This window comes from Streptomyces sp. NPDC030143 (assembly GCF_055573695.1).
Genome location: NZ_JBVIAY010000008.1, coordinates 25409 through 39935, shown reverse-complemented (window position 1 = coordinate 39935; position 14527 = coordinate 25409). Strand labels below are relative to the sequence as shown.

General features: G+C 69.5%; 15 protein-coding genes. 10 read left to right on the top strand and 5 right to left on the bottom strand.

The features are described 5' to 3' along the window. Positions 1-445 precede the first annotated feature (445 nt). The 5 genes from ACZ4YY_RS16095 (at position 446) to ACZ4YY_RS16075 (ending at position 3141) form a co-directional block, all read left to right on the top strand. Positions 446-1132, top strand: a complete 687-nt coding sequence (locus tag ACZ4YY_RS16095; protein WP_468290177.1) for a hypothetical protein — start codon at positions 446-448, stop codon at positions 1130-1132. Positions 1133-1288: 156 nt separating this feature from the next. Then, entirely contained in the window at positions 1289-1468 is a 180-nt protein-coding gene (locus ACZ4YY_RS16090; RefSeq protein ID WP_468289590.1) for a hypothetical protein, read from the top strand. A 143-nt stretch (positions 1469-1611) separates the two neighbouring features. After that, positions 1612-2034 (top strand): BlaI/MecI/CopY family transcriptional regulator, encoded by a 423-nt coding sequence (locus tag ACZ4YY_RS16085; RefSeq protein ID WP_468289587.1) that lies wholly within the window; start codon positions 1612-1614, stop codon positions 2032-2034. Positions 2035-2043: 9 nt separating this feature from the next. Then, entirely contained in the window at positions 2044-2577 is a 534-nt protein-coding gene (locus tag ACZ4YY_RS16080) for an amino-acid N-acetyltransferase (RefSeq protein WP_468289584.1), read from the top strand. 225 nt (positions 2578-2802) lie between these two features. After that, positions 2803-3141, top strand: coding sequence for a histone-like nucleoid-structuring protein Lsr2 (locus ACZ4YY_RS16075; RefSeq protein ID WP_468289582.1), 339 nt, complete (start codon positions 2803-2805; stop codon positions 3139-3141). Here ACZ4YY_RS16075 and ACZ4YY_RS16070 read toward each other — a convergent pair. After that, positions 3120-3734, bottom strand: a complete 615-nt coding sequence (locus tag ACZ4YY_RS16070; RefSeq protein WP_468289579.1) for an SCO3374 family protein — start codon at positions 3732-3734, stop codon at positions 3120-3122. The genes ACZ4YY_RS16075 and ACZ4YY_RS16070 overlap by 22 nt on opposite strands. Before the next feature lie 430 nt (positions 3735-4164). On the opposite strand from ACZ4YY_RS16070, the gene ACZ4YY_RS16065 reads away from it, so the two are divergent. Next, positions 4165-6690, top strand: a complete 2526-nt coding sequence (locus ACZ4YY_RS16065; RefSeq protein ID WP_468289577.1) for an ATP-dependent Clp protease ATP-binding subunit — start codon at positions 4165-4167, stop codon at positions 6688-6690. A gap of 70 nt (positions 6691-6760) precedes the next feature. Here the strand turns inward: ACZ4YY_RS16065 and ACZ4YY_RS16060 are convergent, their stop codons facing one another. Continuing rightward, the gene (locus tag ACZ4YY_RS16060) at positions 6761-7408 is read right to left on the bottom strand and encodes an HAD family acid phosphatase (RefSeq protein ID WP_468289574.1); all 648 of its coding nucleotides are present in this window, start codon (positions 7406-7408) and stop codon (positions 6761-6763) included. 518 nt (positions 7409-7926) lie between these two features. Between ACZ4YY_RS16060 and ACZ4YY_RS16055 the strand changes: the two genes are divergently transcribed. Beyond that, positions 7927-8529 (top strand): M23 family metallopeptidase, encoded by a 603-nt coding sequence (locus ACZ4YY_RS16055; protein ID WP_468289572.1) that lies wholly within the window; start codon positions 7927-7929, stop codon positions 8527-8529. 22 nt (positions 8530-8551) lie between these two features. Here ACZ4YY_RS16055 and ACZ4YY_RS16050 read toward each other — a convergent pair whose 3' ends face one another. Beyond that, positions 8552-9148, bottom strand: a complete 597-nt coding sequence (locus tag ACZ4YY_RS16050) for a TetR/AcrR family transcriptional regulator (protein WP_468289570.1) — start codon at positions 9146-9148, stop codon at positions 8552-8554. Between the two features lie 169 nt (positions 9149-9317). Here ACZ4YY_RS16050 and ACZ4YY_RS16045 point away from each other — a divergent pair, with 169 nt between their 5' ends. The 3 genes from ACZ4YY_RS16045 to ACZ4YY_RS16035 all read left to right on the top strand — a co-directional run bounded on the left by ACZ4YY_RS16045 (position 9318) and on the right by ACZ4YY_RS16035 (position 12336). Continuing rightward, positions 9318-10910, top strand: coding sequence for an MDR family MFS transporter (locus ACZ4YY_RS16045; protein WP_468289567.1), 1593 nt, complete (start codon positions 9318-9320; stop codon positions 10908-10910). Between the two features lie 512 nt (positions 10911-11422). Further along, the gene (locus ACZ4YY_RS16040) at positions 11423-11905 is read left to right on the top strand and encodes a helix-turn-helix transcriptional regulator (RefSeq protein ID WP_468289564.1); all 483 of its coding nucleotides are present in this window, start codon (positions 11423-11425) and stop codon (positions 11903-11905) included. After that, on the top strand, positions 11902-12336 hold the full coding sequence (locus tag ACZ4YY_RS16035) for a VOC family protein (RefSeq protein ID WP_468289562.1): 435 nt from the start codon (positions 11902-11904) through the stop codon (positions 12334-12336). The genes ACZ4YY_RS16040 and ACZ4YY_RS16035 overlap by 4 nt, the downstream gene beginning before the upstream one ends. Before the next feature lie 27 nt (positions 12337-12363). Here ACZ4YY_RS16035 and cseC read toward each other — a convergent pair whose 3' ends face one another. Beyond that, positions 12364-13707, bottom strand: a complete 1344-nt coding sequence (gene cseC, locus ACZ4YY_RS16030; RefSeq protein WP_468289559.1) for a two-component system sensor histidine kinase CseC — start codon at positions 13705-13707, stop codon at positions 12364-12366. Between the two features lie 11 nt (positions 13708-13718). After that, positions 13719-14423 (bottom strand): two-component system response regulator CseB, encoded by a 705-nt coding sequence (cseB, locus tag ACZ4YY_RS16025; RefSeq protein ID WP_468289557.1) that lies wholly within the window; start codon positions 14421-14423, stop codon positions 13719-13721. Positions 14424-14527: the final 104 nt, after the last annotated feature.

The following is a 14527-nucleotide window of genomic DNA, read 5'->3' as shown; positions in this document are numbered from 1 at the left end:
GGGAGGCCGTCGGCGTCGGCCAGGAGCGGTCGTGTCGCCGGTCGGGCGTCCGTCGGGCGGCTCGAGCGGTTGACCTGCCGTACGGGCGTCCTTCCGCGGCTACGAGTGGTCGTCCTGTTCGGTCGGGCCGTCCGCGCCGCTCGCGGGGGTGGTCCTGTCACCGGGCCGCACGTATCGCCGTGCCGCACGTACGGGTCGAATTGTCCAGGCCGCTCCAGGGGGCCGTCCCGCCGCCGGCCGTCAGCAGAGGCCGTCCCGCCGCCGGGCCTCTCGCCGCAGGGGTGTCCGCAGCCGGAGCCGCTCCGAGCGTTCGTCCCGTCGCTCGAGTGCCCCCTCCCGGGCCGCCCGGCGGAATCGACCGCGCCACACCCATCCCTTATGTCGAATTTGTCTGATTAGCGCGTATCGTCGCCGCATGCCCACGCCATACGGATCCCGCGGCGGCATGGCGTTCGGCGCGGAGGAGCTGCGTGTGCTCCGCCGCGCTCTCGCCCTCGCCCTCCACCCCGGCCCCGCCCACGCCGAGGACGTCCAGGACTGCCATCGCCTCGCCGAGTCCCTCGACGAGGCGATGCGCGAGGCCGCCCGGATGCGGGCCTTCCTGGTGGCCGACCTCGCCCGCTACCGCGCCGCCCTCCCGGGCACCGCGGCCGGCTACCTCAGCCTCCTGGAGGAGGTGCTGGCCGCCGGCCACCTCCCCCGGCCCGACGACCTCGCCGCGCTGCGCGCCCTGCGGGGCAATCCGGTGGCCGCCGCCCTGCTGGCCCGCTGCGAGGTCCTCGCCGAGCAGGACGTACGCGCCCGTCTCGCCCGCCGTACGCCCCACAGGGCCCCCGCGACGGTCCCGGTGATCCCGGCGTCGCGCACCCACCTCCTGGCCCTTCCGGGGGGCCGTCGCGCGGAGCCCGCGGAGCACGGCGCCGCGCGGATCGCCGTGCTCGCGGAGGAGCCGGCCGAGGAGCCGGCGAAGAAACCCGCCCGCAAGCCGTCCGCCCCCGGCCCCGGGCCCGTCCCCGTGAAGCCCGCCCCCGAGCCGCAGCGCCGGCCCGTCCCCACGCCCGGCGAGGTCTTCCCCCGTCGCAAGCCCGCTCCGCCGCCCGGCGATCCCCGCCAGCGCCTCGCGGTGGGCTGAGGGGTTCTGCACCATGCCCGCCCGGGCCGCGCGGCCTGATCAGGCGCTCATGGTGCAAGGCCCCCTGAGGACCCGCCTGCCGGGTGTCCCACCTGGGTGTCCTCCGGTATCCCACCCCGGCCCGATGTCCGCTTCCTCCCTGGCTACCCTGGATCCATGGACTATGTCTCCGCGCTCGTGCCTCCCGTCGTCATGGCCGTCTTCTTCATCGGTCTGATCAGGGTGATCGTGAAGACCCAGGGCGGCGCCAACAAGGCCAAGGAGGACGCGGCCGTCGACGCCGCCCTCGCGCGCGCGGAGGGCACCGGCCGGCCCTCCGCGAACACCGACGCCTGACCCCGGACCGCCTCCGGCCCCCACCGGCGTACGACTCCCCTCGGGAGCCGTACGCCCTTTTTGTTCCCGTTTGCCGATGTGGTGCCCGTCCGGCACGCGATTGCCGGGATCTCCCACTATTGTTCTGAGTTGTGCCTCGCCCATTGGGAGAACTCGAAGACGCGGTCATGACGCGGGTGTGGAAGTGGAACCGCCCGGTGACCGTTCGAGAAGTCCTGGAAGACCTACAGCGGGAACGGTCCATCGCCTACACCACGGTGATGACCGTTTTGGACAATCTCCATCAGAAGGGCTGGGTCCGCCGTGAGGCGGAAGGCCGGGCCTATCGATATGAGGCGGTCTCCACCCGTGCCGCCTACGCCGCCGCCCTGATGAACGACGCCTGGGCGCAGAGCGACAACCCGGCCGCCGCTCTCGTCGCCTTCTTCGGCATGATGAGCGAGGAACAGCGCGGGGCACTGCGCGACGCGGTACGCATCGTCCAGGGTCCGGAAACATCCGAAGCCCCACAAGCACCCGCGCCCGGGGAGAACCCCGGCTCGGCAACGCAGACCGGTGGGCGATAGCGTCCGCACATGTCAGCACAGAGCCCCGAAGTCAGCGCTAAAGCCATCACCGTCCGCCGGGCCCGGACCAGCGATGTCCCCGCCGTACGTCGTCTCCTTGACGCGTACGTCCGCGACCGCATCCTGCTCGACAAAGCGACGGTGATGCTTTACGAGGACATCCAGGAGTTCTGGGTCGCCGAACGGGACGACAACGCCGAGGTCGTCGGCTGCGGCGCCCTGCACGTCATGTGGGAAGACCTCGCCGAAGTCCGCACTCTCGCGGTGAAGCCCGGTCTGAAGGGCGCCGGCGTCGGTCACCAGTTGTTGGAGAAGTTGCTGCACACCGCGCGCTGGCTCGGCGTTCGCCGCGTATTCTGCCTGACCTTCGAAGTGGACTTCTTCAGCAAGCACGGCTTCGTGGAGATCGGCGAGACGCCCGTTGACACCGATGTCTACGCGGAGCTCCTGCGTTCCTATGACGAGGGCGTCGCGGAGTTCCTCGGACTCGAACGAGTGAAACCGAACACCTTGGGCAACAGCCGGATGCTTCTGCATCTGTGATCGCCGAGTCCATTCCGGTCGACCGTCCATGCACCGGTGCCCTATGTCCGAAACGCGCACGTTTCCGGGCGGAGGGTGGGCTGCGGATCTCTCCCCGGGGTTTGTGTTTTTCCAGGAAAAGCGGTTTGCTTTCCGACGTACTGCAGTACTGCATATAACAGGGGGCGGCGAAACGGCGGACGCCGCAGACCCCCGGCCCTCACCTTATCGATGAAAGGAAATCCGGTGGCACAGAAGGTTCAGGTCCTTCTTGTCGACGACCTCGACGGTGGCGAGGCGGACGAGACCGTGACGTTCGCGCTGGACGGCAAGACGTACGAGATCGATCTCACGACTGCCAATGCGGACAAGCTGCGCAGCCTTCTCGACCCCTATGTGAAGGGTGGTCGTCGTACCGGAGGCCGTGCGTCGGGTGGGCGTGGAAAGACGCGTGCCGCTTCCGGCGGCGGCAGCCAGGACACCGCGCAGATCCGCGCGTGGGCCAAGGAGAACGGTTACGAGGTCAACGACCGCGGCCGTGTTCCCGCGACCATTCGCGAGGCTTACGAGAAGGCCAACGGCTGAGCGCACGCGCGCCGCAGCCGGACGCGGTGACAGTGCGTCGCCAGCGAGTCCACCAGCCGCACCAGATCGGGGGCGCCCCCACCGCCCCCCAGCGCCGACACCGTCGGCAGCGAGGCCTCGACCTCGCACCCCGCGACGGGGGGCCGCACCCACACGGCGGCCCCCTGCACCGGCCCGGCATCCTCCCGGCCGGCGGGTGAGGGCGCCTCGATGACGCCGTCCGCGCCGAGCGCCGTCAGATCCAGCGGCAGCGAGCCCCACTCCAGCCAGCGCAGGATTCCCGGCAACTCCTCCGCGCTCCCCGCGGCCACCAGCAGCCACATCCGGTCGCCCCGCGCAGCTACCGGAGCCCCGGGAGCCAGGCGTCGTCGCAGTGCCGCCCGGCCGGCCTCGGCCGGCACGTCCAGGACGTCGAAGCGCAGGCCGGTCGAAAGTCGTACCGGCTCCCCGGGCACCGTCGCCCACCCCAGTTCGTTCTCGTACCAGCCGCGCAGCAGGCCGGACGGACCGGCCGACGGACGGCGGGGGAAGGGGACGGCGGTGGTCGCGACGGCCGAGAGGGCCCGCTCTGTCGGGGGGACGGGGCCAACCATGCCCAGTGCAACAGTCCGAAAGCCCGTCGCGTTACGCTGTGTGTTCATGCGAATGCCCAGTGTGCCGGAAGAGGGGGCGTGTGGGGGTGCCGGGAGGCGCAAGGTTGTTCGCCCGTAGCGGAGGGAACCGGTGCGCGCGGCATGGAGTGTCAGTCCCGGCGGGTAAGACATCCCTAGTGGGAGGGGGCGACACGCAGGAAAGGCCGTCTCGCGTTCGCCATCGGCGTACTGGCGATGGGGGTAACTGCCTGGCCTGCGGGAACATCGTCTCGCACCATCGGGTTGGAGCAGATGTCGGCGTTCGGGGTCAGGAGGCCATCGACGGTGTCGGCAGTTGGAATGAGCGGTCCCCGCTTGCGGGACTAAGCTGCGGAAGGACAGGGAGGGGAAGTTCCCCCCACTGCCTGACCGCTCTGAGGAGCGATTAACGATGTTCGAGAGGTTCACCGACCGCGCGCGGCGGGTTGTCGTCCTGGCTCAGGAAGAAGCCCGGATGCTCAACCACAACTACATCGGCACCGAGCACATCCTCCTGGGCCTGATCCACGAGGGTGAGGGTGTCGCCGCCAAGGCCCTTGAGAGCCTCGGGATTTCGCTCGAGGCGGTCCGCCAGCAGGTGGAGGAGATCATCGGTCAGGGCCAGCAGGCCCCGTCCGGGCACATCCCCTTCACCCCCCGTGCCAAGAAGGTCCTGGAGCTGTCGCTCCGCGAGGCCCTTCAGCTGGGCCACAACTACATCGGCACGGAGCACATCCTGCTCGGCCTGATCCGCGAGGGCGAGGGCGTCGCCGCCCAGGTCCTGGTCAAGCTGGGCGCAGATCTGAACCGCGTGCGGCAGCAGGTGATCCAGCTGCTCTCCGGTTACCAGGGCAAGGAGACCGCCACCGCCGGCGGGCCTGCCGAGGGCACCCCCTCGACGTCCCTGGTCCTCGACCAGTTCGGCCGGAACCTCACCCAGGCCGCTCGTGAGTCCAAGCTCGACCCGGTCATCGGGCGCGAGAAGGAGATCGAGCGGGTCATGCAGGTGCTGTCCCGCCGCACCAAGAACAACCCGGTCCTGATCGGTGAGCCCGGTGTCGGCAAGACCGCCGTCGTCGAGGGCCTCGCCCAGGCGATCGTCAAGGGCGAGGTGCCCGAGACCCTCAAGGACAAGCACCTCTACACCCTGGACCTCGGTGCCCTGGTCGCCGGCTCCCGCTACCGCGGTGACTTCGAGGAGCGCCTGAAGAAGGTCCTCAAGGAGATCCGCACCCGCGGCGACATCATCCTGTTCATCGACGAGCTCCACACGCTGGTCGGTGCGGGTGCCGCCGAGGGCGCCATCGACGCGGCCTCCATCCTGAAGCCGATGCTGGCCCGCGGTGAGCTGCAGACCATCGGTGCGACCACGCTGGACGAGTACCGCAAGCACCTGGAGAAGGACGCGGCCCTGGAGCGCCGCTTCCAGCCCATCCAGGTCGCGGAGCCGTCCCTGCCGCACACCATCGAGATCCTCAAGGGCCTGCGCGACCGGTACGAGGCGCACCACCGCGTCTCCATCACCGACGAGGCGCTGGTCCAGGCCGCCACCCTGGCCGACCGGTACATCTCGGACCGCTTCCTGCCGGACAAGGCGATCGACCTGATCGACGAGGCCGGCTCGAGGATGCGCATCCGCCGGATGACCGCTCCGCCGGACCTGCGCGAGTTCGACGAGAAGATCGCCGGCGTCCGCCGCGACAAGGAGTCCGCGATCGACTCGCAGGACTTCGAGAAGGCCGCCTCCCTGCGCGACAAGGAGAAGCAGCTCCTGGCCGCCAAGGCCAAGCGGGAGAAGGAGTGGAAGGCCGGCGACATGGACGTCGTCGCCGAGGTCGACGGCGAGCTGATCGCCGAGGTCCTCGCCACGGCCACCGGCATCCCGGTCTTCAAGCTGACCGAGGAGGAGTCCAGCCGCCTGCTCCGCATGGAGGAGGAGCTGCACAAGCGGGTCATCGGCCAGAACGACGCCGTCAAGGCGCTGTCGAAGGCGATCCGCCGTACGCGTGCCGGTCTGAAGGACCCGAAGCGCCCGGGTGGCTCGTTCATCTTCGCCGGCCCGTCCGGTGTCGGTAAGACCGAGCTGTCCAAGGCGCTCGCCGAGTTCCTCTTCGGCGACGAGGACGCGCTGATCTCCCTCGACATGTCGGAGTTCAGCGAGAAGCACACGGTGTCGCGTCTCTTCGGTTCGCCCCCCGGATACGTGGGTTACGAAGAGGGCGGCCAGCTGACCGAGAAGGTCCGCCGCAAGCCGTTCTCCGTCGTCCTCTTCGACGAGGTCGAGAAGGCTCACCCGGACATCTTCAACTCGCTGCTGCAGATCCTGGAGGACGGTCGTCTGACCGACTCCCAGGGCCGGGTCGTGGACTTCAAGAACACGGTCATCATCATGACGACCAACCTCGGCACCCGGGACATCTCCAAGGGCTTCAACCTGGGCTTCGCGGCCTCGGGCGACACGAAGTCCAACTACGAGCGCATGAAGAACAAGGTGTCGGACGAGCTCAAGCAGCACTTCCGCCCCGAGTTCCTCAACCGCGTCGACGACGTGGTCGTCTTCCCGCAGCTGACGCAGGAGGACATCCTGCGGATCGTCGACCTGATGATCGGCAAGGTCGACGAGCGCCTGAAGGACCGGGACATGGGCATCGAGCTCTCCCAGTCCGCCAAGGAGCTGCTGTCCAAGAAGGGTTACGACCCCGTGCTGGGCGCCCGGCCGCTGCGCCGGACGATCCAGCGGGAGATCGAGGACTCCCTGTCGGAGAAGATCCTCTTCGGTGAGCTGCGCCCCGGTCACATCGTGGTCGTGGACACCGAGGGCGAGGGCGAGACCCAAACCTTCACCTTCCGTGGCGAGGAGAAGTCGGCGCTGCCCGACGTCCCGCCGATCGAGCAGGCGGCCGGCGGTGCCGGGCCGAACCTGAGCAAGGACGCGTAAGCGGTCCGAACGCCCGAAAGGGGCCGGTGCTTTCGAGCACCGGCCCCTTTCGCATGCCCTGCGCCCTGGGTTACGACAGCTGTCCGTCGTAGTCCGGCAGCTTGAACGTCTTCTCGGCGTGGCCGCCGGAGAGGTCGGTGGCGCTGTTGCCGATGTTCGCGATGATCGTGTAGCCCTTGTTCTCGATGTCGACGCGCTGGGCGGTCTTGTAGGCGGCGACGTCCTTGAAGAGGTCCAGGAAGCCGCGGACGTAGAGGCCGGAGACCTCGTAGCCGACGTGCTGGAGGTTGTAGTCGGTGAAGCCGGCGATGATGCCCGGGCGGGCGGTGACGAAGAACAGGGAGACGCCGTGGTCCTGGGCGTACTCGGCGACGTCCAGCACCGGCTCGTTGGCCGGCTGCGGGTAGCTGAAGCCGAAGTCGGTCTCCAGGGTGGTGTTGTCGATGTCGAGGACGATCGCCTGCTTCTCGCCGGGCTTGGCGGCGGCGATGCGCTGCTTGAGGTACGGCAGGGCCTGGTTCATCACGGCCTGGCAGTCGGCCTGCCAGGTGTCGTAGTCGACGTCCACCGCGGCGGTGGCGGTGGCGGTGGCTGAGGCGACGGTGGGGGTGCCGGTGGCCGTCGCGGCCTGGGCGCCGGCCGGAACGGCCATCGCGGTGACGGCGGCCGTGGCCACCGCGGTCGTGGCGATACGGCGCGTCCAGGTGCCTCTGGTCATGGTGGTGGGGTCCTCTCACGTCGATGCGCTGCCGATGTCATGGGCATGCTCATTGATGGGGATGGCTTGAGGGGAACCAGCGGGTTACTGGACGGTAGATGAGCGTGAGAGGCCGCTCACACCCCCCTGCACACTTCGTGATGGGGGTCACAACTCCCTTTCCCTGTAAGGAAGTAGTCCCGGTCACACGGCAATGCCCTCCGAGGCGGCGCCCCGGTGACATGCCGCACAGGCGATTTGTCCGTTACTAGGCGGATTAGTGGAAACCTGGATTCGGACAAAAGGGACTTCAGGTTCGGAAGTGCATGGCCTCAGTGCACTCCTGGTAAGGGTCGACGGCGAAAAGGGACTGAAGGGTCGGACTGTCAAGAAGGCGGATTTTCAGGGACGAGATACTAGCTACCGTCGTAGGTCACACGTTTGGGACTCAACGGGCATCGGGGTTACCAAGGGATGGCCCATTCGGCGACGTCCGTACGCCGGGTGGTTTTCTCTGTCCCCGTCCCCATGAGGTTTCGATGTTCCAGCGCGTCACGTTCCGTTCTTCCCGTACGTCCCTGCTTCGCAGCCGCGTGGCCGTCGGGGCCGCCGCCCTGGGCGCCTCGGTCGTGCTGGGGAGCGGAGTGGCGTCCGCCACCGCAGCCGCCGCCGCACCCGCGGCCAAGCCCGCCGCCGCTCCCGCCGCCAAGGCGGCCAAGGCCCCCTCCTGGGTCGACCCGGTGGCGAAGTACAAGCTCTCGGCGAGCTTCGCCCAGGCCGGCGGCATGTGGCAGTCCACCCACAGCGGCCAGGACTTCGCCGTGCCGAGCGGCACCAAGGTCGTCGCGGCCCACGGTGGCACCGTCGTCAAGGCCGGCTCCAACGGCGCCGGCGACGGCCCGGCCTACGGCAACGCCGTCGTCATCAAGCACGCCAACGGCGTGTACTCGCAGTACGCCCACCTCTCGAAGGTCAACGTGAAGATCGGGCAGATCGTCAAGACCGGTCAGCGCATCGCCCTGTCCGGCAACACGGGCAACTCCAGCGGCCCGCACCTGCACTTCGAGATCCGTACGACCGCCAACTACGGCTCGGCGATCGACCCGGTCAAGTTCCTGCGCTCCAAGGGCGTGACCGTCTGACCGACGGCGCTCGGGTGCGGCCTCAGGCCGACCGCGGGCCCTGGTGGGCCTGAGTGACCAGACCGATGGCGACCTCGAGGACGGCTTCGCGCTTGTCCTCGGGGTCGCCTTCGAGGTCCTGCAGGAAGTGCATGCCGGCGTGCAGCGTGAAGATGGCGCTGATGCAGCGGACCTGGTCGGCGAGGGGGGCCTCCGGGTCGATGATGATGTCCCGCAGACCTCGCATGCGGTCCTTGAAGGAGTCGCCGATCTGCAGCTCCCGGACCGTCGCCTGGTTCTCCTGCATGAAGCGGAAGAGCGGGGCGGCGTCGGTGAGCGCCTGGCCGTAGCGCCGGACGATCTCCTGCTTGGTCTCCAGGGTGTGCGGCTGGTCCTTGCCCCACTCGATCAGGTCGCCGATCGGCTTCGTCAGATCCGTGAAGATGCTGACGAGGATCTCTTCCTTGGTCTTGAAGTGGTAGTACAGGGCCGCCTTCGTGACCTCCAGACGCTCCGCGATCTCGCGCAGTGAGGTCTTCTCGTAGCCCTGCTCGGCGAAGAGTTCGAGCGCCACGTCCTGGATGCGCTGGCGGGTGTTGCCGCGGCGCTGCTGCTTCATGCCGTCCATGGTGACGTCCATCCTCGTACCTCTCGCCGTCCCGCGGAAACTCCCCTGCCGTTCGGTGAGAAAAACTTACCTGCCGCCCGGCTAGAACTTACTTGACGCCCGGCTAGTTGCCGGTCTACTTTCCCGAGTGTAGTTGAACTAGCCGGGCGGCAAGTAAGTAGGCCTGGGGGAGTGGGAATCGATGGCGGACACGCGCACCGTTGCGACGGGCACCGGAACACCCGACACACAGCCGAGAAGCGTGCGGGTCGTGATCCTCGCGCTGATGATCACGATGATGCTCGCGATGCTCGACAACATGATCGTGGGCACGGCGATGCCGACGATCGTGGGTGAGCTCGGCGGTCTGGAGCACCTGTCCTGGGTGGTGACGTCGTACACGCTCGCGACCGCCGCCTCCACCCCGATCTGGGGCAAGGTCGGCGACATGTACGGGCGCAAGGGCGCCTTCCTGAGCTCGATCGTGATCTTCCTGGCCGGATCGGCGCTGAGCGGCATGGCCCAGGACATGGGTCAGCTGATCGCCTTCCGTGCCGTCCAGGGCCTGGGAGCCGGCGGTCTGATGGTCGGCGTCATGGCGATCATCGGTGACCTGGTTCCGCCGCGGGAGCGCGGCAAGTACCAGGGCATGATGGCCGGCGTGATGGCGATCGCCATGATCGGCGGGCCGCTCGTCGGCGGCACCATCACCGACCACTGGGGCTGGCGCTGGGCCTTCTACATCAACCTGCCGCTCGGCGTGGTGGCCCTCGGCCTCATCACCGCCGTGCTGCACCTGCCCAAGAAGCGGTCCGAGGCGCGCATCGACTACTTCGGCGCCGTGCTGCTGACCGTCGGCATCACGTCCATCGTGCTCGTCACCACCTGGGGCGGCACGGAGTACGCGTGGGGCTCCGCGCGGATCATGGAGCTGATCGGGATCGGCGTGGCCGCGCTGGTGGGCTTCGTGTTCTGGCAGACCCGGGCGGCCGAGCCGATCGTGCCGCTGCACATCTTCCGCAGCCGCAACTTCACCCTGATGTCGCTCATCGGCTTCATCGCCGGCTTCGTGATGTTCGGCGCGACCCTCTTCCTGCCGCTGTACCAGCAGTCCGTGCAGGGCGCGTCCGCGACCAACTCGGGACTGCTGCTGCTGCCCATGCTCGGCGCGATGCTCGTGACGTCGATGGTCGCGGGCCGGATCACCACGAGCAGCGGCCGCTACAAGATCTTTCCGATCGTCGGCGCCGCCCTGATGCTCGTCGGGCTCTACCTGCTGTCGACCATGGACACCGGCACCTCCCGGTTCACGTCCGGGGTGTTCATGGCCGTCCTCGGTCTCGGCATGGGCTGTCTGATGCAGATCACCATGCTGGTCGCGCAGAACAGCGTGGAGATGAGGGACATGGGAGTGGCGTCCTCCTCCACCACCCTCTTCCGCACGCTCGGCTCGTCCTTCGGTGTCGCGATCATGGGCGCACTGTTCAACAGCCGTGTCCAGGACGCCATGGCCGAGCGGGCCGGCGCGCTGGGCTCCAAGGTCACCGAGCAGTCCGCCCAACTGGACGCCGCCGGCCTCGCCAGGCTCCCGGCGGAGGCCCGGGAGGCCTACCAGTACGCCGTCTCCGACGGCACCCACGCCGCCTTCCTCCTCGGCACGGCCGTCGTGGTGATCGCCCTCGTGGCGGCCCTCTTCGTCAAGGAGGTCCCGCTGCGCGGCGCGGGCCCCAAGCCGGAGCCCACCTCGGAGGACGACACGACCACGCCGAAGGCACCGGTGGCGGAAGCCGTCTGAGGAAGGCGAGGCGGTAGCTGCCCCGGGCGGCGGGGGCCGATAGCGCCCCCGCAGGTGCCGTTGGCCGCGAGCCGCGGCGAGGTGTTCACGAGAGGCCACTGCCCAGGGCGGCTTCAGCGAGGGGGAGCCGACTGTCCCGGGAGGGCTGAGCGAGGGGGAGCCGACTGTCCCGGGAGGGCTGAGCGAGGGGGAGCCGACTGTCCCGGGAGGGCTGAGCGAGGGGGAAGCCGCCGCCGTGGTGTTCTCCGTGAAGGTGGGGCCGCTGCCCGGGCTGGTGGGGCGGCGGCCGACCTGTGGGCGCGGGTGGGTACGGGCGAGGGTGCGTACAGGAAACGCGTCCGCGCTCGGGCGGGCCCTCGTGGGCGGCAGTGCGGCCGGGTGGACCGTCGTGGGCGTCGCGCCCGCGCCCGGGCGCTCGTGGTGGGCGACGTGCCAGGGTGGTCGGTGGTGGGCGACGTCCGGGCGGTTCTCATGGGCGACGTGCCCGGTGTGCTCCGTGTCACCATCCCCTCATGGACAAGACACGGCAGTTGCGGCTGGCCAAGGACGCCATGGACCGGGACTGGGCCGATCCGGATCTCGACCTGGATGCCGTGGCCGCACACGCCGGGTACTCCCGGTACCACTTCGTCCGCGCCTTCAAGGAGGCGTACGGCGAGACACCTGGCCAGTATCTGACCCATCGTCGTATCGAACGCGCCGAGGAGATGCTGCGCAGCGCCGACCTCACGGTCACGGAGATCTGCCATCTCGTCGGCTTCAGCAGCCTCGGCACTTTCTCGTCCCGCTTCAAGGCGCGCACCGGGCTCACCCCCAGCGAGTACCGGGCCGAGCACGTGGGCCGGGGCGCCGCCCTCATCCCCGGCTGCTACGCGATGCTGTGGGCCGGCGGGTTCCCCGGCGCAACTTTGAAGAAGCGCCCCGCGCCCGGCCCTGCCTACGGTGGCGGACAGGAAGCGATCCGACCCGACCCCGACGGGAGAGCGAAGTCATGATCAAGGGCCTGGGCATCACCACCGTATGGACCTTCGACCAGCAGCGCACCAAGGCCTTCTTCACCGAGAAGCTCGACTTCGAGGTGCGCACCGAGCTCGCCATGGGGGACATGAGCTGGGTCACCGTCGGCGCCAAGGACCAGCCGGACGTCGAACTGGCGCTGATGAGCCTCGACGGCCCCGGCCTCGACAAGGAGTCCGCGGAGGCGCTGAAGAAGCTGGTCGGCAAGGGCGTCATCGGCGCGGGCGCGTTCCGCACGGACGATTGTCGCGGTGACTACGAGACCTTCCGGTCGCGCGGGGTGGAGTTCCTCCAGGACCCGCAGGAACGCCCCTACGGCATCGAGGCGATCTTCCGGGACGACAACGGCAACTGGTACTCGCTGACCCAGCGCAACGAGGAACTCGACTTCTCGAAGGACTTCGGCTGAGCCGACTGAGCGCGCGCGGTGCCGCCGTCACGGCAGCATCGGGTAGCTCCCGGTGTTCGTCGGCGCGTGCTCCGGCAGCCACAGGACGGCGACGGCGCCCTCCGCCGGTATGTGCTCCGGCACCCCCGCCGGCCGTACGTTGCGGAAGGTCAGCCGGGCGCCCAGGACACGGGCCTGCCCGGCCGCGATGGTCAGGCCGAGCCCATGGCCGCGGCCGGCCCGGTCGGTGCTGCCGGTGCGGAAACGGCTCGGCCCGTCGGCGAGCAGGTCCTCGGGGAAGCCGGGGCCGTGGTCGCGGACCCGGATGACCCGGCCCTCGACGGTGACCTCGATCGGCGGCTTGCCGTGTCGCGCGGCGTTGGCCAGCAGGTTGAACAGCACGCGCTCCAGGCGCCGGGGATCGGTGGTGACCATCGACTCGTGCACCACGCGCACCTCGACCGCGGGGTCCTTCGCCGCGACCCGGCGGGCCACGAACTCGCCCAGCACGATGTCCTGCAATTCGGCCCGCTCCGAGGCGCTGTCGAGTCGGGCGACCTCCAGGACGTCCTCCACGAGCGTCCGCATGGCCTTCGCCCGGTCCAGGACCAACTCCGTCGGCCGGCCGGGCGGCAGCAGCTCGGCGGCCGTCAGCAGGCCCGTGACGGGGGTGCGCAGCTCGTGCGCGATGTCGGCGGTGACCCGGCGCTCGGCCTCGAGCCTCTGCTGGAGCGCGTCCGCCATGGCGTCCACCGCGCTGGCCAGGTCATCGGTCTCGTCCCGGACGACACCGCCGATGGCGTCCCGCACCCGCACGTCCGGCTCGCCCTTGGCGACCTGGTTCGCGGCGGCCGCCGCCTTGCGCAGCCGGCGCGACAACTGCCCGCCGATCAGCACGCCGAGCGCGCTGCCGCCGACGACGACCGCGATGGAGCCGATCACCAGGGCCTGGTCCAGGTCGTTGAGGATGTCGGTGCTGCGGTCGGTGAAGCCGGTGTGCAGCGACAGCACCTGGCCGCCGCCGTTGACCGGGACGGCCGCCCATATGTCCGGCACACCGCCCTGGTCGGAGACGAACGTCGCCCGGCGGCCCTCCCGGACCTTCTCCCGCAGCTCCGAGGGGAGGTTCGGGTCGTCGAGCTTGATGTTGGGGAAGTTGGGGCGCCCGGACAGCGCGTAGTTGCGCTGGGCGATCTGGACGCGCTCGTCGGCGAGGTCGCGCGCGTTGTCCAGCATGGACACGCGGGCCGCGTTGTGCACGACCAGGCTGAGCACGATCGCCACCAGCGCGCCGACCAGCGCGATGGCCGCGCTGAGTTTCCACCGCAGGCCCGTGCGGATACCCGCGCGCTCCACTCGGGCCGGAACCAGGTGTCGCAACATCCCCCGCATCCCGCCTCCGCTCAGGCCTTCAGCTTGTAGCCGAAGCCGCGGACCGTCTCGATGCGGTCCTGGCCGATCTTCGTCCGCAGTCGCTGCACGTGGACGTCCACGACGCGGGTGTCACCGCCCCAGCCGTAGTCCCACACGCGCTCCAGCAGCTTGTCGCGCGAGAGGACCGTGCCCGGGGCGGAGGAGAACTCCAGCAGTAGGCGCATCTCGGTCGGGGTCAGGGCGACCGGCTCCCCGGCCCGCCGCACCTCCATGCCCTCGGTGTCGATCTCGAGATCGCCGAAGGTCAGCACCCCGCCGGTGGCGGCGGAGGCGTCCGGCTCGCCGCGGTCGCCGCCTCCGGCGTGACCGAAGCGGCGCAGTACGGCCCGGATGCGGGCGACCAGGACGGCACCGTCGAACGGCTTGGTCACGTAGTCGTCGGCACCCGCCTCCAGACCGAGGACGACGTCGATCGAGTCCGCGCGCGCGGAGAGCATGATGACCGGGACGGTGGACTCGTCACGGATGCGCCGGCACAGGCTCACACCGTCCAGGCCGGGCACCATCACGTCCAGCAGGGCGATGTCGGGGCGGTCGGCCCGGAACGCCTCCAGGCCGGACAGGCCGTCGGGCATCGCGGTGACCGCGAAGCCGTCCCGCTCCAGGGCCAGCTGGGTGGCCTCGCGGATGACGTCGTCGTCCTCGACGAACAGGACGTGGGTCTGATCTGCCATCCCGGTGCTCTCAGTCCTCGTGGGGTCTCGGTCGTACAGGGCGTCGTCGGTGGTGAGGGGTGTCGGTGGTACAGGGCGTCGGTCGTACGAGGGTGCCAGTCGTA

Bases quoted from the DNA above. Each gene is read 5' to 3' on its own strand.
- ACZ4YY_RS16070 (WP_468289579.1), bottom strand. From the start codon at position 3,734: ATGGTTGGCCCCGTCCCCCCGACAGAGCGGGCCCTCTCGGCCGTCGCG.
- ACZ4YY_RS16060 (WP_468289574.1), bottom strand. From the start codon at position 7,408: ATGACCAGAGGCACCTGGACGCGCCGTATCGCCACGACCGCGGTGGCC.
- ACZ4YY_RS16080 (WP_468289584.1), top strand. From the start codon at position 2,044: ATGTCAGCACAGAGCCCCGAAGTCAGCGCTAAAGCCATCACCGTCCGC.
- ACZ4YY_RS16035 (WP_468289562.1), top strand. From the start codon at position 11,902: ATGATCAAGGGCCTGGGCATCACCACCGTATGGACCTTCGACCAGCAG.
- ACZ4YY_RS16095 (WP_468290177.1), top strand. From the start codon at position 446: ATGGCGTTCGGCGCGGAGGAGCTGCGTGTGCTCCGCCGCGCTCTCGCC.
- cseB (WP_468289557.1), bottom strand. From the start codon at position 14,423: ATGGCAGATCAGACCCACGTCCTGTTCGTCGAGGACGACGACGTCATC.
- ACZ4YY_RS16065 (WP_468289577.1), top strand. From the start codon at position 4,165: ATGTTCGAGAGGTTCACCGACCGCGCGCGGCGGGTTGTCGTCCTGGCT.
- ACZ4YY_RS16045 (WP_468289567.1), top strand. From the start codon at position 9,318: ATGGCGGACACGCGCACCGTTGCGACGGGCACCGGAACACCCGACACA.
- cseC (WP_468289559.1), bottom strand. From the start codon at position 13,707: ATGCGGGGGATGTTGCGACACCTGGTTCCGGCCCGAGTGGAGCGCGCG.
- ACZ4YY_RS16055 (WP_468289572.1), top strand. From the start codon at position 7,927: ATGTTCCAGCGCGTCACGTTCCGTTCTTCCCGTACGTCCCTGCTTCGC.
- ACZ4YY_RS16090 (WP_468289590.1), top strand. From the start codon at position 1,289: ATGGACTATGTCTCCGCGCTCGTGCCTCCCGTCGTCATGGCCGTCTTC.
- ACZ4YY_RS16050 (WP_468289570.1), bottom strand. From the start codon at position 9,148: ATGGACGTCACCATGGACGGCATGAAGCAGCAGCGCCGCGGCAACACC.
- ACZ4YY_RS16040 (WP_468289564.1), top strand. From the start codon at position 11,423: ATGGACAAGACACGGCAGTTGCGGCTGGCCAAGGACGCCATGGACCGG.